A 19,979-nucleotide genomic window follows, 5' to 3' on the forward strand; every position below is an offset into this window, starting at 1 on the left:
ATGATAGACATCCATTCACACATCGTTTTTGATGTGGATGATGGTCCAAAGTCGATAGAGGAGAGTAAAAACCTTTTAAGAGAAGCCTATAGTCAAGGGGTCAGGACCATTGTTTCCACGTCTCATCGTCGTAAAGGGATGTTTGAGACGCCAGAAGAGAAAATAGCAACTAACTTTTTGAAAGTTCGCGAAATGGCCAAAGAGGTGGCAGATGATCTTGTCATCGCTTATGGTGCAGAAATATACTATACGCCAGATGTTGTCGAAAAATTGGAAAAGAAATTGATTCCAACCCTCAATGATAGTCACTATGCTTTGATTGAGTTTAGTATGAATACACCCTATCGAGATATACATAAAGGACTGAGCGATATTCTCATGTTAGGGATTACACCAGTTATTGCCCATATTGAGCGTTACGATGCTCTAGAAAATAATGAAAAGCGAGTTCGGGAACTGATTGATATGGGGTGCTATACCCAGGTCAATAGTTCTCATGTCTTGAAACCAAAACTCTTTGGAGAAACCTACAAATTCATGAAAAAGAGAGCTCAGTATTTCTTGGAACGTGATCTAGTTCATGTCATTGCTAGCGATATGCATAATTTGGATCGTAGACCACCTCATATGAAAGAAGCCTATGATATCATTGCTAAAAAGTATGGCGAAGATAAGGCGAAGGAACTTTTCAAAGATAACCCACGAAAAATAATAATGGATCAATTGATTTAGGAGAAACAATGAAAGAACAAAATATGATGGAAATTGATGTATTTCAATTGCTTAAAATTCTCTGGAAACGGAAATTTCTAATTGCACTGGTAGCAATCGTAACTGGGGTAGTAGCCTTTGCCTACAGTAGCTTTATCGTGAAACCTGAATATACCAGTACGACACGTATCTATGTAGTTAATCGTAATCAGGGAGATAAGTCGGGATTGACAAACCAAGACTTGCAAGCAGGATCTTACTTGGTTAAAGACTATCGCGAAATTATTCTTTCGCAAGACGTTTTAGAGAAGGTTGCGACTGATTTGAAACTAGAACTCCCTCCAAAAGGTCTAGCTAGTAAAATCAAGGTAACAGTTCCAGTGGATACGCGTATTGTATCGATTTCTGTTACAGACCGTGCACCTGAGGAAGCTAGCCGTATCGCCAACTCTTTGAGAGAGGTTGCGGCTCAAAAGATCATCAGCGTCACTCGCGTTTCGGATGTGACAACACTTGAAGAAGCACGCCCTGCAACATCGCCATCTTCACCAAATATTCGTCGCAATACCATGGTTGGATTCCTTGCGGGGGCGGTTGTGATGGTTGTCACAGTTCTCCTTGTTGAGCTCTTGGATACACGAGTGAAACGTCCAGAAGATATTGAGGACGTGATGCAAATTGCACTATTGGGAGTAGTTCCAAATTTGGATAAATTGAAATAGGAGAGAAAAATGCCAACGTTAGAAATTGCACAAAAAAAATTAGATTTGGCAAGAAAAGCAGAAGAATACTACAATGCCCTTCGCACCAATATTCAATTGAGTGGGAATAACTTGAAAGTGATTTCCATTACCTCTGTCAAACCAGGAGAAGGAAAATCAACAACTTCTACCAATATTGCTTGGGCTTTCGCGCGTGCGGGCTATAAGACGCTGTTGATTGATGCGGATATCCGTAATTCAGTAATGTCAGGTGTCTTTAAATCACGGGAAAAGATTACAGGCTTAACAGAGTTCTTGTCAGGCACAACAGACCTGTCACAAGGTTTATGTGAAACCAATGTTGAAAATTTGTTTGTCATTCAAGCGGGTTCTGTATCACCAAACCCAACAGCTTTGTTACAAAGTGAAAATTTTGCGACCATGATTGACACCTTACGCAAGTACTTTGACTACATCGTTGTAGATACTGCTCCGATTGGAGTTGTTATCGATGCGGCGATTATCACGCAGCAGTGTGACGCTTCTGTTTTAGTAACTGCGGCTGGTGAAACAAATCGTCGTGATGTCCAAAAAGCTAAAGAACAACTCGAACAAACAAGCAAACCATTCTTAGGAATTGTGCTTAACAAACTCAATACTTCAGTTGAGAAGTATGGATCATATGGGGCTTATGGCTCCTACGGAAATTATGGCAAAAAATAACAAATAGCCTAGGGAAGATATTATGGAAGAAAAGGGATTAAAGATTTCTTTGGCAGTTTTCCAGAGTTTTCTTGTCATTATTTTAGCTTATTTGCTCAGTTTTGTTAAAGAAACAGATATTGTATATACCTCAATGGTAATTCTATACATTCTCCATTATGTTGTCTTTCATATTAGTGATTACGGACAAGATTTTTTCAAAAGAGGGTACTTGGCAGAGTTTATCAGAACAGCAAAATATATTATTTTCTTTGCTTTAGCGATTAGCATCTCGAATTTTTTCTTAGAAGATCGTTTTAGCATTTCAAGACGAGGGATGGTGTATTTTTTGATAATACATTCCATTTTGCTTTATCTGATGAATCTATGTATTAAGCGTTATTGGAAACGACTATTCCCAAACTTAAAAGGAAGAAAGAAAGTCTTTTTGATAACGGCGACTTCTAGAGTTGAGAAAGTAATGGATAGACTGATAGAAGCAAGTGAAATTTTATGGGAGTTAGAAGCGGTTAGTGTTTTAGATCAGCCAAACTTCCGTCATGAACATTTAAAAGTCATTCCTGCTGAAAATATTTTAGACTATACAACTCATGAAGTTGTCGATGAGGTCTTTATCAATCTACCTAGTGAAGAGTATAACATTGAAGATTATATTTCTCTCTTTGAAACCATGGGAATAGATGTGACAGTCAATCTCAATGCTTTTAACGATAATCTAGGTAGTGATAAAAAAATTCGTGAAATGGCAGGTTTGAATGTTGTATCTTTTTCAACAAAATTTTATAAACCTAGTCATGTGGTCGCTAAACGGATCATTGATATTTGTGGTTCAATTGTCGGACTGATTATCTGCGGTTTGGTGAGTATTGTTTTGGTTCCAATGATTAGAAAAGATGGTGGACCAGCGATTTTTTCTCAAACTCGTATTGGAAAAAATGGCCGACATTTCACTTTCTATAAATTTAGATCTATGTGCGTGAATGCTGAGAAACGCAAACAAGAACTTTTGGCTCAAAATACCATGCAAGGTGGTATGTTTAAGGTTGATGATGATCCTCGTATCACACCAATTGGTCGCTTTATTCGTAAGACCAGCATAGATGAGTTGCCTCAGTTTTGGAATGTTTTAATCGGAGATATGAGTCTGGTCGGGACCCGTCCCCCAACAGTGGATGAGTATGAAAAGTATACACCTGAACAAAAACGTCGATTGAGTTTTAAACCTGGGATAACAGGCTTGTGGCAAGTCAGTGGACGAAGCGAGATCAAGGATTTCGATGAAGTTGTCAAATTAGATGTAGCCTATATTGATGATTGGACTATTTGGAAAGATATTGAAATTTTATTGAAGACCGTTAAGGTTGTATTTATGAGAGATGGGGCGAAGTAATTTCTGCCCCTCAGTCTTGTTAGGAGAGAAATGAAACAGTCAGTTTATATCATTGGTTCAAAGGGGATTCCTGCCAAGTATGGAGGATTTGAAACCTTTGTTGAAAAATTAACCGAATATCAAAAAGACAGCAACATACAATACTATGTTGCTTGTATGCGTGAAAATTCAGCTAAATCTGGCATCACGGATGACCAGTTTGAGCATAATGGGGCCATTTGTTTCAACATTGATGTTCCTAATATTGGCCCGGCTCGTGCTATCGCTTACGATATTGCAGCGGTCAATAAGGCTATTGAATTGGCTAAGGAAAACAAGGACGAGGCTCCCATTTTTTACATTTTAGCTTGTCGCATTGGGCCCTTTATTTCTGGACTCAAGAAAAAAATTCGTGCGATCGGTGGCCGGATGCTGGTAAATCCAGATGGACATGAATGGCTACGAGCAAAATGGAGCTTACCAGTTCGTAAGTACTGGAAATTCTCAGAGAAACTCATGGTCAAGCATGCCGATTTATTGGTATGTGATAGCAAAAATATCGAACAATATATCCAAGAGGACTATAAGCAGTATCAACCAAAGACCACCTATATTGCCTATGGGACAGATACTGCTCCTTCAAGCCTGAAGGCAGAAGATACCAAGGTCCGGAACTGGTATCATGAAAAAGGTGTTAGCGAAAATGGCTATTATCTAGTGGTGGGACGATTCGTCCCTGAAAACAACTACGAAACCATGATTCGTGAATTTATCAAGTCTAAGTCCAAGAAAGACTTTGTACTTATTACAAATGTGGAGCAGAATAAATTTTACGACCAGTTGTTACAGGATACTGGTTTTGACAAAGATCCTAGGGTTAAATTTGTTGGTACGGTCTATGACCAAGAATTGCTCAAGTACATTCGTGAAAATGCTTTTGCCTATTTCCATGGGCATGAGGTTGGGGGAACCAACCCCTCTTTACTAGAAGCCCTTGCCTCAACAAAACTAAATTTGTTACTGGATGTTGGTTTTAACCGTGAAGTTGGTGAGGATGGAGCCATTTACTGGAAAAAAGAAGAGTTAGCGCATGTAATCGAAGAAGTGGAACGATTTGATGAAGATGCTATTTCGGAATTAGACGAAAAGTCTAGCCAACGAATTGTAGATGCATTTACGTGGGAAAAGATTGTGTCGGATTATGAGGAAGTGTTCATTGTATGAAAATTTTGCATTATACTTTAGGCTTTCAACCATCACGTACAGGTGGTCTTGTCAAGTACGCTGAGGATTTGATGACTCAGCAAGCTATAGATGGACATGAAGTAATTGCATTATATCCAGGAGAAATCTCTTTTATATTTAGGCAAGTTAGAATAAAAAAAGCAGAGAATCGAAAATTCCAATGCTACAAAATAATAAATAGCTTGCCCTTGGCTCTATTTGGTGGTATTTCAGAACCAGATAAATTTATGAAGAGCTGTGATAAAGTTTCTTATAGGAAATTTTTGAAAAGCATCAAGGTAGATGTGATTCATATTCACTCGCTTATAGGCTTACATAAGGAATTTCTTGAAGTTGCAAAAGAATTAGGGATTAAAACTGTATTTACAAGCCATGATTATTATGGTTTGGCGCCAGTTCCGCATTTCTATTTTAACGGAGTAGATTATAGTAGTAATAATACTAATTTAGCATGGAATGTTATGTCCTCCAACGCTCTCAGTGTAAAGAAACTTCGACTCTTTCAAGTCCCTTTTTACCCAACAATTCGGAAATTGCTGAAAATACTTGGGAAAAATCCAAAATCCAAGAAAAACTTAGTAATTCGTGAGGTCACAGAGGCTATTGACTACAGTGGTCTCCGTTCATATTATAAAGCAATGTTTGGGTTGATAGATGCTTACCTTTTCAATAGTCAGTTAGCTAAGGAAGTTTATGAAGCTAATCAGATAACCCCTAAAAATAATAGCATAGTTTCCATTTCTAACAGCTCAATAACTAAGCATAATATTCTTTCTAATTCTCGGGAGAAAACAGTGGTAGCTTATATTGGGCCTGATGAGGAATATAAGGGGTATTTTGATTTTCTAAATATAGTTGATGATTTAGATCTGGAAAAGTATGATATTAAAACATATGGGCATTTTCCAAATGAAGATTGCCCATCCTATATCCAACAGAATGGTTATTTTACAAAAGAAACTATCGATAGGATATACGCTGATATAGATATTCTTATCGTACCTAGTAAATGGAAGGAGACATTTGGTTTCATCACGATGGAGGCGTTATCTTATGGTGTTAATGTATTTGTTAGTGAAAATGTGGGTTCAAAAGACTTAGTTTCTCAAAATCATATATTTTATGACAAACAAGACCTACTTGATAAATTGAATAGTGTCCAGCGTGAGACAGTTAAACTTAAAACTTTGAAAGATCACGTAATAGAGATTATAGAATATTATTCAAGAGTTAGAATGTAAGAAACAATGCTAATTAGATGAATTAATATCAGTTGTTTTGCACTTGGTCATTAAGGATAAACAATTGCAATTTGGTAGACATCTATAATACGGCAGGTAGAATTATTTTTTGGATAGTTATATTAAGAACTTCTTGGAATTATATAAAATAGATAGAAAAGATTAGTTATGAATAAAATAGATTTTGTTGTTACTTGGGTAGATGGTGGAGATCCTATTTGGCAAGCCAAGAAGGCTAAATATTCTGGAGCTGTGGATACTTCTAAAAACAGTATGAATTCTGTGAAAGCCTACCGTGATTGGGGAACCTTTAAATACTGGTTTAGAGGGGTTGAAAAGTTTGCCCCTTGGGTCAATAAGGTCTACCTCGTGACCGACCAGCAAAAGCCAAGCTGGTTAGATATAAACAGTGAAAAATTGGTCTTGGTAGATCACACAGAGATTATATGCAATGACTACCTACCAGTTTTTTCTTCTAATGCAATTGAAGCAAATCTTCATAAGATTTCTGGTTTAAGTGAGCACTTTGTGGTTTTCAATGACGATATGTATTTGACGGCTCCAGTTGAACCAACAGATTTTTTCTCAGAGGATGGTTTGCCCAAATATAATACGGCACTTTCACCGATTATTCCTGAAAGATATGGAACAGGAAATTTTCAGATAAATGACATGGAGATTGTCACCAGCTATTTCAGTCGAAATGAAATTTTGAAAAATGGCCAATTCTTTGATCCGAAGCAGGGATTAAAAAGTATTGTTAAGTCGCTATTATACAGAAATAGTCAATTTATCTGTGGTTTCTGGGAGAGTCACCTGCCCTACCCCCTATTAAAATCAACGATGAACTTGGTATGGGAAAAGGAAAAAGCAGTCTTGGAGAGAACATCAGCGAGTCGTTTCAGGAATCCCTCTGATACCAATGTTTGGCTTTTTAAATATTGGCAAATTGCCAGTGGTCAATACGCTATCGGAAATCCTAAGTTAGGAGGCCTCTTTTCTTTGGATAATGCTGGACCAGATTTTTGGAAGCTACTGAATTCTGGCAAATACCAAATTATGTGTATCAATGATGGATTTGATATCAATGATGAAGAGAAAGTGATGCATGAATTTATTACGACAATGGAAAAGTTGTTACCTGAGAAAAGTGTATTTGAATTATAAAAAAGGAGTGAGACTATGCCAACTGTTTGTGCTCTAGTTGTTACATACAATCGTTCAAAATATCTTCAAAAGGCTTTAGAAGGTATTTTAAATCAACAGCAGGAAATTTCAGGAGTTTTAATTTATAACAATAATGCTACAGATAATACTGAAGAAACTCTTATTAAATTAGGTTATGTTGACTCAAAAGGTGATAAGATAAAAGAAAATTATCTTTATTCGACCGAAAAAGATGGAAAGCACTTTTACTATTACCATAATGACGAAAACCTAGGAGGTGCTGGGGGCTTTGCAAATGGAATTCGATTAATTTCAGAGCTTAATTATGATTATGTTTGGATTATGGATGATGATGTCTATCCGGAACCTAATTGTTTAGCTGAAATCATGAAACAAATGGGTGCCCAGAATGTACAGGTAGGTATTCCAAATCGTACGGATGAAAATTTTGATGATCGCGCTATTATCGGTTTTGATTTTGATGATTATCATAAGTTTTGGACAGAAATGAGGAAGACAGTAACTTATGGTCCGTTTAATGATGATGCTATAAAAGTTGTTGATATGCCATTCGAAGGTCCAGTTGTTGAAATGTCGTTACTTCGTAAAGTTGGTATACCTGATAGTGGTTTTTTTATTGAATATGATGATTCAGATTTTGCACAACGTCTACAAAAATATTCAGAAATTATTTTTGTTACAAAGGCGCAGTTGCATAGACAACTTGCTGTAAAGGTTGATCCTTCTGTTGTAAAAAAGGAAGAGCCATATAATTGGCGAAATTACTATAAAATTAGAAATAACATTATTTTTGATAAGCGTTATGGAAAAAATTGGAAAGTTCGTCAACTTAGTCCTATAATTTTAATTGCTCACCATATTGTCTTAGCAAATCGTCGGGGTCATTTAAAACAAAATCTCCCGATTATATGGAAAGCTTTTTGGGATGGGGTTTTCCAACGTATGGGGAAACGTGTAGACCCTAATTATTAGTAAGGAGAGAAAAATGTCTGAATTGCTGTTGAGTTTTATAATGCCGACATATAATTCCTCACTATACATTGAGGAAACATTAGACAGTCTTTTTAGATCCATAGGCGACTACTCTGATATTACTGAAGTTATTTGTGTTGATGATGGCTCCTCGGATAATACGATTGAGATAATTGAACGTTATCAGAGATTATTTCCAAATTTATATTTATTTAAAAATTCTCACGGTGGAGTGAGTTCTGCTAGAAATACTGCATTAGAACAGGTGAGTGGTAAGTTTTTAACTTTTGTAGATAGTGATGATTTGTTCTCAAGTGATTTTGTTGAATATTTTATGAACTTAGAACAAAATTTTGATTTGTTATTTACAGATGTGAAAAATACAGGAGGGGTTGTCAGTTATACTTCCGTGTCCCCAAATGATAAACTTGGTATATTTAAAGCTAATTTTGGAATTGGTAAGTATACAATACATCCCGGAATTGCTGGAAAATTTTTCAGAAGTCAATTTGTTCAAGATAACCAAATTAGATTTAATGAAAAGCTGTCGTTTGCTGAGGATATTCTATTTAATTTTTCGGCATTAACTATAGCTAACAATGTTCTACTTGATGATAAAGAATTCTATTATGTTAATGGTACTCATAGTTTGATGTACTACAATGAAAAAAATCTTACTGGTCAGCTTGAATTTGTTAAGGAAATTCGTTTACTTTTGAAACAATATCCAGAGAGTGACTCTAAAGATTTAATTGAAAGAATGGTTGTTCTTAAGGCAATGACAGTTTATATTGACCGTTACTTTGGTCCACTATGGTTAAATGGAACGTATACCTTAAACGAGGCTTCAGAACAACTTAAAGACGTAATTGAGAAACATCATTTTCAAAAAGTTTTCAAATTTAGGGATTTAGATAGTCAAATTGGAAAACGTTATGTTGTGTTTAGGAAATTATTGAGATTCAAACAATATAAGTTATGCCTGATATATAATCGGGTAATGGATAAAATTAAGGGATATGAGAGGTTTAGGAAACATTGATTGGTGATTTCTGTTTACAAAAATTATAGAAATAACATGTCTAATAGATATTATTACTATATATCTCTGTCAAAATTATTTTGCTTCATTTTAACACAACAATCGAAAGGTATGGTGAGTACTTGTGAATAACAATCGCTCTATTTCAGAAAAAATCTATTTATCTACTCTTTTTTTGTGGGTTATTGTCACTTCACTAGTAACAACCACTTATTTTGTTCGATTAGATGGTTTTCTATTCTTGTATAGGATGCTTCTCTATTTTACTATTATCATGATTTTGATAAAAGAGTTTATCACTCTTCCGAAGACCTTGTATTACTTTAGGTTTCACTGGAAATCGCTGTTAATAGCACTTGCATTCCTCTTTTCGATGTTGATAGTTTCAAAAAATCGTGATGGTTTACTTGACATAAACGTTTTATTATTAGTTTTTTCAGCTAGAGATATTGATTTTAGGAAATTGTTAGGAACGTTTTCTTTAGCGACATTCCTGGTACTTTGTTTGACAATTTATGCCAGTCAAAAAGGTATGATTGACAATATGTTTATGAATGCAGATGGTGGCTACCGTTTTAGTCTAGGATTTAACTATGTATCCTTTGCGTCACAGAGACTGTTTTTTGCCCTGTGTACTTATCTGATGTTTCGGGGCAAAAGAATTTCTTACCTTGAATTGTTGGGCCTACTCTTGGCTACCATTTATATGTATCAACAGACTTCGACATCTAGTCCGTTTTACTTAAGCATTTTGATACTAACCTATGCTTTGTTGAGTATTAAAATCTTTAAAAAAGAGTTTATCATTGGAAACTTCTGGACAAAGACACTTGTGCACTACGGTTTTATTTTAGCTTTAGTGATTATCTTGTATTTTTGTTTTTATTCATCTGGGAATTTATTTCACTTAGTCGATCAATTTACGCATAATCGCTTGCGTCTCAGTGTCAATGGTTTTCAAAATTTTGGAGTATCTTGGTTAGGGCAACCAATTTCCTTTACAACTCTTGATATATTTGGAAATTTCACTAGTAATTACAATTATATTGATAGCTCTTTTGTTCAATTATTGGTTATTGATGGCTTGATTGTCAGTGCATTTATGTTGTTTGCATTGACAAAAGTGATGCGTTATTTTGTGTCCATTCAAAAAGATATCGTACTGGCTTGCTTAGGGATTATGATTATCCATGGTATGTTTGATCCTCAGATGTTAGTTCTTCGTTATTCTCCATTAATCTTATTTATTAGTCGCCTATTTATTGTGAATGAGGATGCGAAAATTGAATAAAGAAGAGTATTCGTCAAATTCAAAGGAAGGCTAAAACAAGTTATTGTACTTATGAAAGTTTTAAAAAATTACGCCTATAATCTTTCCTACCAGCTGCTGGTGATTATTCTACCGATTATCACCACCCCGTATGTCACTCGGGTATTTAGCTCTGAAGATTTAGGAACTTACGGCTATTTCAACTCCATTATCACTTATTTTATCCTCCTAGCAACGCTAGGAGTTGCCAACTATGGTACCAAAGTCATTTCAGGACATCGCAAGGAAATTGAAAAAAACTTTTGGGGAATCTACTCTCTGCAATTAGGTGCAACAGTTCTTTCTCTGTCCTTGTATGCTCTTCTTTGTCTGAATCTTCCCTTTATGCAAAATCCGGTAGCCTACATTCTAGGCTTGAGTTTAGTTTCAAAAGGTTTAGACATTTCCTGGCTTTTTCAAGGGTTGGAGGATTTTCGAAAGATTACTGTTCGAAATATCACGGTCAAGCTCGTTGGAGTCATTTCAATCTTCCTCTTTGTCAAATCTGCAAATGACCTATACCTCTATGTTTTTTTGCTAACCATATTTGAACTTTTGGGGCAATTAAGTTTGTGGTTACCTGCTAGGGAGTTTATCGGCAGACCGCATTTTGATATAAAATATGCTAGGCATCATTTGAAGCCTGTCATATTATTATTCCTTCCGCAAGTGGCAATTTCCTTGTATGTTACGTTAGATCGTACCATGCTTGGAGCACTGGCTTCTACAAAAGATGTCGGGATTTACGACCAGGCATTAAAACTCGTCAATATTTTGTTGACCTTGGTGACGTCTCTGGGAAGTGTCATGTTGCCTCGTGTATCTAGTCTTTTGTCCTCTGGAGACCACAAGGCTGTCAACAAGATGCACCAAATGTCCTTTTTGATTTATAATTTGGTCATTTTCCCCATCATTGCTGGCATGCTGATTGTCAATGACGATTTTGTTCAGTTTTTCCTTGGTCAAGATTTTCAGGATGCACGTTATGCAATCGCCATTATGATTTTCCGTATGTTCTTTATCGGTTGGACTAATATTATGGGGATTCAAATATTGATTCCACACAATAAGAATAAGGAATTTATGATATCAACAACAGCTCCCGCAATTATCAGTGTAGGTTTGAATTTACTATTCCTTCCCAAACTTGGATATATCGGAGCAGCCATTGTTTCTGTATTGACAGAGGCGTTAGTATGGGCGATACAATTATACTTTACTCGCAGATATCTAAAAGAAGTTCCTGTTATCGGATCTATGACAAAAATTGTTCTAGCATCAGCTATCATGTACGGCATTCTGCTAGGTTCAAAAACAGTTATACATTTTTCACCAACTATGAATGTTCTAGCCTTTGCAGTGCTTGGTGGAATCATTTATCTTTTTGCAATTCTATCTCTGAAAGTGGTAGATGTAAAAGAATTAAAACAAATGATTAGGAAAAATTAGAATGCGCAAATATCGAAATATTAACTTAGATCTACTAAAAGTACTTGCATGTGTTGGAGTTGTTCTACTTCATACAACGATGGGTGGGTTTAAAGAGACAGGTTCATGGAATCTTTTGACATATTTATATTACTTAGGAACCTATTCTATTCCTCTATTTTTTATGGTCAATGGTTATTTATTGTTAGGCAAAAGGGAAATAACTTATCCTTATATACTTCAAAAAGTTGAATGGATTCTAATAACAGTGTCATCATGGAACATTATCGTTTGGCTCTTTAAAAGAGACTTTGCGGTTAATCCAATTAAAAAAATTGTAGGCTCTCTGTTACAAAAAGGGTATTTCTTTCAGTTTTGGTTTTTTGGTTCGCTTATACTTATTTATTTATGTCTACCCATTTTGAAAAAAATTCTTAATTCAAAAAGAAGATATTTTTATATTCTATCTTTATTGGTAGTTATTGGTTTGATTTTTGAGTTGGCCAATATTGTACTTCAAATGCCAATTCAAACATATGTTATACAAACTTTTAGATTATGGACATGGTTATTCTATTATCTTTTAGGTGGTTTTATAGCTCAATTTGATAAAGATATTATCAAAAATAGGTTTAAGAGATGGATGAAAGCAGTTGTGGTACTGTTGTTATTGATTTCACCGGTAATATTATTTTTCATAGCGAAGACCACTTATCATAATCTTTTTGCTGAATATTTTTATGATACTTTATTTGTAAAAGTTGTAAGCTTGGGAATTTTTCTAACTATACTCACGCTTACTTTGAATGAAAAACGGAGCGAGTGTATTGTTTCCCTTTCTAATCAAACTATGGGAGTTTTTATAATACACACATATATTATGAAGGTATGGGAAAAATTATTTGGTTTTAGTTTCGTAGGATCATATTTACTTTTTGCTATATTTACTTTAAGTGTTAGTTTTATTATTGTTGGAATATTAATGAAACTTCCTTATTTCAATCGAATTGTCAAATTATAAGAAGGAGAATGATATGTACGACTATCTAATCGTCGGAGCTGGTTTATCTGGAGCGATTTTTGCTCATGAGGCAACCAAGCGTGGTAAAAAGGTAAAAGTGATTGATAAACGTGATCACATCGGTGGGAACATCTACTGTGAGAATGTAGAAGGTATCAATGTTCATAAATATGGTGCCCATATCTTTCATACCTCTAATAAAAAAGTTTGGGACTATATCAATCAATTCGCTGAATTTAACAACTATATCAACTCACCTGTCGCAAACTATAAGGGAAGTCTTTATAATCTTCCTTTCAATATGAATACCTTCTATGCTATGTGGGGCACAAAAACTCCACAGGAAGTAAAAGATAAGATTGCTGAGCAGACAGCTGATATGAAGGATGTTGAGCCGAAAAATCTTGAAGAGCAAGCTATCAAGTTGATTGGTCCAGATATCTACGAAAAGTTGATTAAGGGTTATACTGAAAAGCAGTGGGGGCGCTCAGCAACGGAACTTCCTCCATTTATCATTAAACGCCTTCCAGTTCGTCTAACATTTGATAATAACTATTTTAATGACCGTTACCAAGGGATTCCTATTGGTGGTTACAATGTCATTATTGAAAATATGCTTAAAGACGTTGAAGTTGAGCTTGGTGTTGATTTCTTTGCTCACCGTGAAGAGTTAGAAGCATCAGCTGAAAAAGTTGTCTTCACAGGAATGATCGACCAATATTTTGACTACAAACACGGAGAGTTAGAATACCGTAGCCTTCGCTTTGAGCATGAAATTTTGGACGAGGAAAATTATCAAGGGAATGCTGTGGTGAACTATACAGAGCGTGAGATCCCTTATACTCGTATCATCGAACACAAACATTTTGAATATGGAACGCAGCCAAAGACAGTTATCACGCGTGAATATCCAGCTGACTGGAAGCGTGGGGACGAGCCTTACTATCCGATCAACGATGAGAAAAATAATGCTATGTTTGCTAAGTACCAAGAGGAAGCTTCAAAGAATGATAAGGTTATTTTCTGTGGGCGCTTAGCAGATTATAAATATTACGATATGCATGTGGTGATTGAACGAGCGCTTGAGGTTGTGGAGAAAGAATTTAGTAATTGAAAAACAACGAAGAAAGGTTGCTTCACTATGAAAGGTATTATTCTTGCAGGTGGTTCGGGGACACGTTTGTATCCTTTGACTCGGGCTGCGTCAAAACAGCTGATGCCGGTTTATGATAAACCCATGATTTACTACCCTTTGTCAACCCTGATGTTGGCTGGGATTAAGGATATTTTGATTATCTCAACACCACAGGATTTGCCCCGTTTTAAGGACTTACTCTTGGATGGTTCCGAATTTGGGATCAATCTTTCCTATGCGGAACAACCTAGTCCCGATGGACTTGCTCAGGCTTTTCTTATCGGTGAAGAATTTATCGGTGACGATAGTGTTGCCTTGATTTTGGGCGACAATATCTATCATGGACCTGGTTTGAGCAAAATGCTTCAAAAGGCAGCCCAGAAAGAGAAAGGTGCGACTGTTTTTGGCTACCAAGTGAAGGATCCAGAGCGTTTTGGTGTGGTCGAGTTTGATACAGACATGAATGCCATTTCCATAGAAGAAAAACCAGAGAATCCTCGCTCCAACTATGCAGTGACAGGTCTTTATTTCTATGATAATGATGTTGTGGAGATTGCCAAACAGATCAAACCAAGCGCACGTGGAGAGTTGGAAATCACAGATGTCAACAATGCTTATTTGAAACGTGGGGATTTGTCTGTTGAGGTGATGGGGCGTGGTTTTGCTTGGTTGGATACTGGAACTCATGAAAGTCTATTAGAGGCTTCACAGTACATCGAAACAGTGCAACGGATGCAAAATGTTCAGGTGGCAAACTTGGAAGAAATTGCTTACCGCATGGGCTATATCAGTCGCGAAGATGTCTTGACCTTAGCCCAACCGCTTAAGAAAAATGAATACGGACAGTATCTGCTCCGTCTGATTGGAGAAGCATAGATGACAGATAATTTTTTCGGTAAGACGCTTGCGGCACGCAAGATTGATGCTATACCAGGACTGCTAGAGTTTGACATTCCCGTTCACGGTGACAATCGTGGCTGGTTTAAGGAAAATTTCCAGAAGGAAAAGATGATACCACTTGGTTTTCCTGAAAACTTCTTTGCAGAAGGGAAACTGCAAAACAACGTATCCTTCTCCCGTAAAAATGTTCTTCGTGGTTTGCATGCAGAGCCTTGGGACAAGTATATCTCAGTTGCTGATGACGGAAAAGTCTTAGGAACGTGGGTGGATCTGCGTGAAGGTGAGACTTTTGGAAATGTTTACCAGACAGAGATTGATGCTAGTAAGGGAATTTTTGTCCCTCGTGGCGTCGCCAATGGTTTCCAAGTCCTCTCGGATACAGTTTCCTATAGCTATCTGGTCAATGACTACTGGGCTCTTGAACTCAAACCCAAATATGCCTTTGTCAGTTATGCGGATCCAGACTTGGGAATTGAGTGGGAAAACTTGGCGGAAGCTGAGGTTTCAGAGGCAGACAAACATCATCCCCTACTTAAGGATGTCAAACCACTTACGAAAGACGATTTGTAAAAGGAAACATTATGACTGAATACAAAAACATCATCGTGACAGGTGGAGCTGGATTTATCGGTTCTAACTTTGTTCATTATGTCTATAACAACTTCCCAGATGTCCATGTGACAGTATTGGACAAGCTGACTTATGCAGGGAATCGTGCTAATATTGAAGAAATTCTAGGAGATCGCGTTGAGTTGGTTGTTGGAGATATTGCGGATGCTGCCTTGGTGGATAAATTAACTGCTCAAGCGGATGCCATCGTTCATTATGCGGCTGAAAGCCACAATGATAATTCACTTAATGACCCGTGCCCCTTTATCCACACCAACTTCATCGGAACTTATACACTCTTGGAAGCGGCTCGTAAATATGACATTCGCTTCCACCATGTATCGACTGACGAAGTCTATGGTGATCTGCCTCTGCGTGAAGATTTGCCAGGTCATGGAGAAGGTCCAGGTGAGAAATTTACGGCTGAAACCAAGTACAATCCAAGCTCGCCCTACTCATCAACCAAGGCAGCTTCAGACTTGATTGTCAAAGCTTGGGTGCGCTCATTTGGTGTCAAAGCAACGATTTCTAACTGTTCAAACAACTATGGTCCTTACCAGCACATTGAGAAATTTATTCCGCGCCAGATCACCAATATCCTGAGCGGTATCAAGCCAAAACTCTACGGTGAAGGGAAAAATGTGCGTGATTGGATTCATACTAATGACCATTCATCAGGTGTTTGGACGATTCTGACCAAGGGTCAAATCGGTGAAACCTACCTGATTGGTGCGGATGGTGAGAAGAACAATAAGGAAGTGTTGGAACTCATCCTCAAGGAAATGGGACAGCCAGCTGATGCTTATGACCACGTAACAGATCGAGCTGGTCACGACCTCCGCTATGCCATCGATGCTAGCAAACTTCGTGATGAACTAGGATGGAAGCCAGAATTTACCAACTTTGAAGCAGGCCTCAAAGAGACCATCAAGTGGTACACAGATAACCAAGACTGGTGGAAATCTGAGAAAGAAGCAGTAGAAGCTAATTATGCTAAAACGCAACAAGTGATTAAATAATCAGATACTAAAAAAGCAAGAGAACTCGAGGTCTCTTGCTTTTTATGTATGTAGTAAGCTTTTATTTTCTTACTTCTTGTTTATAAAACTCTTTAAGGGCATCTTGCCAGGTTGGGATGACGAAACCGGTTGCCTTGGCTTTGGATAGGCTCATGGTTGAGTTGAGTGGACGTTTGGCCTTGGCAGGGAACTTGCTAGAGTCTACTGGCACTACTTCAACATCACTGTCCTTAAGAATCTCGATAGCAAAGTCATACCAAGTGGTATCTTCGGTGGAGTCATTTGATAAGTGGTAGTAGCCATACTCTTTTTGATTTTCAGTCAAGTAGGTCATGAATTCAGCTAAGGTACGCGTCCAAGTTGGGCGACCGTGTTGGTCGTTGACCACTGTGAGCGTTTTATGGGTTTTAGCTAGATTTTGCATGGTAAAAACAAAGTTCTTTCCATAATTTCCAAAGACCCAAGCAGTACGGATAATGTAATGCTGTGATGTAAGGTTTTCAACGAGTTCTTCACCCATTCGCTTGGTACGTCCGTACTCTGTTTGCGGATCAGGTAGGTCATTGATTTCCCACTCTTGTCCGATAGGTTTCTTTCCATCAAAGACATAGTCTGTCGAGATATAGACTAGAGTAGCTCCGTATTTCTCAGAGGCCTTGGCTACATTTTCAGTTCCAGTTACGTTGATGGCAAAATCCAGTTCTTTCCCTTCATCTTCGGCTGCATCAACAGCAGTGTAGGCTGCACAATGATAGACTAAAGTTGGCTTAACCTCAGCAAATACTTTTTCAACCATTTCAGAATTAGTGATATCCATTTCGGCCACATCCACTGCAACATAGTCCACATTTCGTTCATCTAGCAGATAACGTAGTTCTGTGCCGAGTTGACCATTGGCACCTGTAATTAAGATCATATCTTTCTCCTTGATTGTTCTTATACTTAATTATATCAAAAATATAGAAAAATCGGTTTTCAGTGAACCCTTTTTCGGTATAAACTTTGTTAGTGAAGCCCAAGAGAGACGAATAGTTATTACTTTAGAATACCCTTAAAAGTATTTTTCAGAATATACCAAACTAACACAAAAATTCTGAAAATTCTGTTGACAACTTTCTGAAAAGGGTCTATAATGGGATGTAAATTTTAAAGGAGAAAATGATGAAAAGTTCAAAATTACTTGCCCTTGCGGGTGTAACCTTGTTTGCAGCTGCGACTCTAGCTGCGTGCTCTGGATCAAGTTCAAGTGCTAAAGGTGAGAAGACATTCTCATACATTTATGAAACGGATCCTGATAACCTAAACTATTTGACAACTGGTAAGGCAGCTACTGCAAATATTACCAGTAACGTCATCGATGGCTTGCTCGAAAATGACCGCTATGGGAACTTTGTGCCATCTATGGCTGAGGATTGGTCTGTATCTAAGGACGGCTTGACTTACACATATACGCTTCGTAAGGATGCAAAATGGTATACCTCTGAAGGTGAAGAATATGCAGCAGTCAAAGCGCAAGACTTTGTTACGGGTCTGAAATATGCTGCTGATAAAAAATCTGATGGTCTTTATTTAGTTCAAGAATCAATCAAAGGATTGGATGCCTATGTAAAAGGAGAAATTACAGACTTCTCTCAAGTGGGAATCAAGGCTCTTGATGATTATACAGTTCAGTACACATTGAACAAGCCAGAAAGCTTCTGGAATTCTAAGACAACGATGGGAGTTTTGGCTCCAGTAAATGAAGAGTTCTTGAACTCCAAAGGGGATGACTTCGCTAAGGGAACTGATTCAAGCAGTATTCTCTACAATGGTCCGTTCTTACTCAAATCAATTGTTGCTAAATCTTCTGTCGAATTTGCGAAAAATCCTAACTACTGGGATAAGGACAATGTCCATATCGATAAGGTTAAATTATCATTCTGGGATGGACAAGATACCAACAAACCAACTGAAGCTTTCAAAGACGGCAGCTTTACAATGGCTCGTCTCTTCCCAACAAGCGCTAGCTACACAGAGACTGAAAAGGCATTTAAAGACAATATCGTTTATACACAACAAGACTCTACTACTTATTTAGTAGGTACGAATATCGATCGCCAGTCTTATAAGTACACTTCTAAGACAACCGATGAAGAAAAAACATCAACCAAGAAAGCTCTTCTAAACAAGGACTTCCGTCAAGCTCTTGCTTTTGGTTTCGATAGAACGGCCTATGCTTCTCAAGTAAATGGTGCAAGCGGGGCAACTAAACTGCTTCGTAACTTGTTTGTTCCTCCTACATTTGTACAGGCAGATGGAAAGAACTTTGGCGAAATGGTCAAAGAAAAATTGGTGACTTATGGTGACGAGTGGAGCAACGTGAACTTGGATGATGCTCAAGATGGACTCTACAACCCAGATAAGGCCAAAGCAGAGTTTGCTAAAGCTAAGACAGCTCTTCAAGCGGAAGGTGTGAAATTCCCAATCCACTTGGATATGCCTGTAGACCAAACCAATACAACAAAAGTTCAACGTGTCCAATCTTTTAAACAGTCAGTTGAAGAAAACTTAGGATCTGATAATGTGGTTGTCGATATCCAACAACTTCAAAAAGACGATGTCTTGAACATCACTTACTTTGCTGAAACTGCGGCTGGAGAAGACTGGGATATCTCAGATAACGTTGGTTGGTCTCCAGACTTTGCAGACCCTTCTACCTACCTTGATATTATCAAACCATCTGTAGGGGAAAATACAAAGACTTACCTAGGATTTGACTCAGGAACAAACAACGCTGCTGCCAAGCAAGTTGGTTTGGAAGACTACGAAAAAATGGTTGTCGAAGCTGGGGAAGAAACTACTGACGTTTCAAAACGTTATGAAAAATATGCTGCTGCCCAAGCTTGGTTGACAGACAGTGCCTTGATCATTCCAACAACTTCTCAAACTGGTCGTCCAATGTTGTCTAAGATGGTACCATTTACACTTCCGTTTGCATACTCTGGTAACAAGGGTATGAGCGAAGCCCTCTTGTATAAATACCTAGATGTACAAGATAAGGCGGTAACAACAGAAGAGTACCAAAAAGCTCAAGAAAACTGGTTGAAAGAAAAAGAAGAGTCTAATAAGAAGGCTCAAGAAGACCTCGCAAACCATGTGAAATAAATTTTACAGGATATGAGAAAGGATTTAGTATTCCTCTTGGATGCTAAGTCCTTTTTATATCTTTAAAGCGAGCTTTTAAATTTGGGGTGTCTTGAGAAATTTTTGCGAATTTTCCTTTTTCCTATTGCTTTCTTAGATATTATTTGTTATATTAAAAGCATAATTATTTTTTTATTTATGACAGTTAAGCACGGTACTTTCAGAGAAAGGAGTATTTTTAAA

Annotated in this window: 18 protein-coding genes; 17 read left to right on the plus strand and 1 reads right to left on the minus strand. The window is 37.3% G+C overall.

Going from position 1 to position 19,979, the window contains the following annotated elements:
- The 16 genes from cps4B to rfbB all read left to right on the plus strand — a co-directional run bounded on the left by cps4B (window position 1) and on the right by rfbB (window position 16,613).
- Complete coding sequence (gene cps4B / locus M1F74_RS00275) at window positions 1-732, plus strand: capsular polysaccharide biosynthesis protein Cps4B (protein WP_247945963.1); 732 nt, start codon at window positions 1-3, stop codon at window positions 730-732.
- 8 nt (window positions 733-740) lie between these two features.
- Complete coding sequence (cpsC, locus tag M1F74_RS00280; protein WP_247945964.1) at window positions 741-1,433, plus strand: capsular polysaccharide biosynthesis protein; 693 nt, start codon at window positions 741-743, stop codon at window positions 1,431-1,433.
- Between the two features lie 9 nt (window positions 1,434-1,442).
- A complete protein-coding gene (locus M1F74_RS00285; protein ID WP_096421676.1) occupies window positions 1,443-2,135 on the plus strand; it encodes a tyrosine-protein kinase in 693 nt (230 codons plus the stop codon).
- A gap of 22 nt (window positions 2,136-2,157) precedes the next feature.
- Window positions 2,158-3,525, plus strand: a complete 1,368-nt coding sequence (locus M1F74_RS00290; RefSeq protein WP_180833765.1) for a sugar transferase — start codon at window positions 2,158-2,160, stop codon at window positions 3,523-3,525.
- Between the two features lie 30 nt (window positions 3,526-3,555).
- Window positions 3,556-4,728, plus strand: coding sequence for a beta 1-4 rhamnosyltransferase Cps2T (gene cps2T, locus M1F74_RS00295; RefSeq protein WP_084910624.1), 1,173 nt, complete (start codon window positions 3,556-3,558; stop codon window positions 4,726-4,728).
- Window positions 4,725-5,990 (plus strand): glycosyltransferase, encoded by a 1,266-nt coding sequence (locus tag M1F74_RS00300; RefSeq protein WP_247945965.1) that lies wholly within the window; start codon window positions 4,725-4,727, stop codon window positions 5,988-5,990. Before cps2T ends, M1F74_RS00300 begins: the two co-directional genes overlap by 4 nt.
- Before the next feature lie 168 nt (window positions 5,991-6,158).
- The gene (locus M1F74_RS00305) at window positions 6,159-7,157 is read left to right on the plus strand and encodes a Stealth CR1 domain-containing protein (RefSeq protein WP_084910628.1); all 999 of its coding nucleotides are present in this window, start codon (window positions 6,159-6,161) and stop codon (window positions 7,155-7,157) included.
- Between the two features lie 15 nt (window positions 7,158-7,172).
- On the plus strand, window positions 7,173-8,150 hold the full coding sequence (locus M1F74_RS00310; RefSeq protein WP_084910630.1) for a glycosyltransferase family 2 protein: 978 nt from the start codon (window positions 7,173-7,175) through the stop codon (window positions 8,148-8,150).
- 13 nt (window positions 8,151-8,163) lie between these two features.
- Window positions 8,164-9,192, plus strand: a complete 1,029-nt coding sequence (locus M1F74_RS00315) for a glycosyltransferase family 2 protein (RefSeq protein WP_084910633.1) — start codon at window positions 8,164-8,166, stop codon at window positions 9,190-9,192.
- A gap of 124 nt (window positions 9,193-9,316) precedes the next feature.
- A complete protein-coding gene (locus M1F74_RS00320) occupies window positions 9,317-10,483 on the plus strand; it encodes a polymerase (protein WP_084910635.1) in 1,167 nt (388 codons plus the stop codon).
- A gap of 51 nt (window positions 10,484-10,534) precedes the next feature.
- Window positions 10,535-11,950, plus strand: coding sequence for a flippase (locus M1F74_RS00325; RefSeq protein WP_084910636.1), 1,416 nt, complete (start codon window positions 10,535-10,537; stop codon window positions 11,948-11,950).
- 1 nt (window position 11,951) lies between these two features.
- Window positions 11,952-12,950 carry an acyltransferase gene (locus M1F74_RS00330; RefSeq protein ID WP_247945966.1) on the plus strand — a complete coding sequence of 333 codons (999 nt, stop codon included), beginning with the start codon at window positions 11,952-11,954 and terminating at the stop codon, window positions 12,948-12,950.
- A gap of 13 nt (window positions 12,951-12,963) precedes the next feature.
- Window positions 12,964-14,064, plus strand: a complete 1,101-nt coding sequence (gene glf / locus M1F74_RS00335; protein WP_084910641.1) for a UDP-galactopyranose mutase — start codon at window positions 12,964-12,966, stop codon at window positions 14,062-14,064.
- A gap of 27 nt (window positions 14,065-14,091) precedes the next feature.
- Window positions 14,092-14,961 (plus strand): glucose-1-phosphate thymidylyltransferase RfbA, encoded by an 870-nt coding sequence (gene rfbA / locus M1F74_RS00340; RefSeq protein ID WP_247945967.1) that lies wholly within the window; start codon window positions 14,092-14,094, stop codon window positions 14,959-14,961.
- A complete protein-coding gene (locus M1F74_RS00345; protein WP_247945968.1) occupies window positions 14,962-15,555 on the plus strand; it encodes a dTDP-4-dehydrorhamnose 3,5-epimerase family protein in 594 nt (197 codons plus the stop codon). It begins immediately after the preceding gene.
- Between the two features lie 11 nt (window positions 15,556-15,566).
- Complete coding sequence (gene rfbB / locus M1F74_RS00350; protein ID WP_247945969.1) at window positions 15,567-16,613, plus strand: dTDP-glucose 4,6-dehydratase; 1,047 nt, start codon at window positions 15,567-15,569, stop codon at window positions 16,611-16,613.
- Window positions 16,614-16,674: 61 nt separating this feature from the next.
- On the opposite strand, the gene rfbD is transcribed toward rfbB, so the two are convergent.
- Window positions 16,675-17,529 (minus strand): dTDP-4-dehydrorhamnose reductase, encoded by an 855-nt coding sequence (gene rfbD / locus M1F74_RS00355; protein WP_247945970.1) that lies wholly within the window; start codon window positions 17,527-17,529, stop codon window positions 16,675-16,677.
- Between the two features lie 245 nt (window positions 17,530-17,774).
- Between rfbD and M1F74_RS00360 the strand changes: the two genes are divergently transcribed.
- The gene (locus M1F74_RS00360) at window positions 17,775-19,757 is read left to right on the plus strand and encodes a peptide ABC transporter substrate-binding protein (RefSeq protein WP_247945971.1); all 1,983 of its coding nucleotides are present in this window, start codon (window positions 17,775-17,777) and stop codon (window positions 19,755-19,757) included.
- The last annotated feature ends 222 nt before the right edge of the window (window positions 19,758-19,979 follow it).

The organism is Streptococcus oralis, assembly GCF_023109315.1.
Classification (GTDB): Bacteria; Bacillota; Bacilli; order Lactobacillales; family Streptococcaceae; genus Streptococcus; species Streptococcus oralis_BS.

What these genes read in the sequence shown, in the direction of transcription:
- cpsC (WP_247945964.1), top strand. Translation starts at nt 741, where the DNA reads ATGAAAGAACAAAATATGATGGAAATTGATGTATTTCAATTGCTTAAA.
- cps4B (WP_247945963.1), top strand. Translation starts at nt 1, where the DNA reads ATGATAGACATCCATTCACACATCGTTTTTGATGTGGATGATGGTCCA.
- cps2T (WP_084910624.1), top strand. Translation starts at nt 3,556, where the DNA reads ATGAAACAGTCAGTTTATATCATTGGTTCAAAGGGGATTCCTGCCAAG.
- rfbA (WP_247945967.1), top strand. Translation starts at nt 14,092, where the DNA reads ATGAAAGGTATTATTCTTGCAGGTGGTTCGGGGACACGTTTGTATCCT.
- M1F74_RS00360 (WP_247945971.1), top strand. Translation starts at nt 17,775, where the DNA reads ATGAAAAGTTCAAAATTACTTGCCCTTGCGGGTGTAACCTTGTTTGCA.
- M1F74_RS00330 (WP_247945966.1), top strand. Translation starts at nt 11,952, where the DNA reads ATGCGCAAATATCGAAATATTAACTTAGATCTACTAAAAGTACTTGCA.
- M1F74_RS00285 (WP_096421676.1), top strand. Translation starts at nt 1,443, where the DNA reads ATGCCAACGTTAGAAATTGCACAAAAAAAATTAGATTTGGCAAGAAAA.
- M1F74_RS00315 (WP_084910633.1), top strand. Translation starts at nt 8,164, where the DNA reads ATGTCTGAATTGCTGTTGAGTTTTATAATGCCGACATATAATTCCTCA.
- M1F74_RS00310 (WP_084910630.1), top strand. Translation starts at nt 7,173, where the DNA reads ATGCCAACTGTTTGTGCTCTAGTTGTTACATACAATCGTTCAAAATAT.
- glf (WP_084910641.1), top strand. Translation starts at nt 12,964, where the DNA reads ATGTACGACTATCTAATCGTCGGAGCTGGTTTATCTGGAGCGATTTTT.
- rfbB (WP_247945969.1), top strand. Translation starts at nt 15,567, where the DNA reads ATGACTGAATACAAAAACATCATCGTGACAGGTGGAGCTGGATTTATC.
- M1F74_RS00345 (WP_247945968.1), top strand. Translation starts at nt 14,962, where the DNA reads ATGACAGATAATTTTTTCGGTAAGACGCTTGCGGCACGCAAGATTGAT.
- M1F74_RS00305 (WP_084910628.1), top strand. Translation starts at nt 6,159, where the DNA reads ATGAATAAAATAGATTTTGTTGTTACTTGGGTAGATGGTGGAGATCCT.
- rfbD (WP_247945970.1), bottom strand. Translation starts at nt 17,529, where the DNA reads ATGATCTTAATTACAGGTGCCAATGGTCAACTCGGCACAGAACTACGT.
- M1F74_RS00290 (WP_180833765.1), top strand. Translation starts at nt 2,158, where the DNA reads ATGGAAGAAAAGGGATTAAAGATTTCTTTGGCAGTTTTCCAGAGTTTT.
- M1F74_RS00325 (WP_084910636.1), top strand. Translation starts at nt 10,535, where the DNA reads ATGAAAGTTTTAAAAAATTACGCCTATAATCTTTCCTACCAGCTGCTG.
- M1F74_RS00300 (WP_247945965.1), top strand. Translation starts at nt 4,725, where the DNA reads ATGAAAATTTTGCATTATACTTTAGGCTTTCAACCATCACGTACAGGT.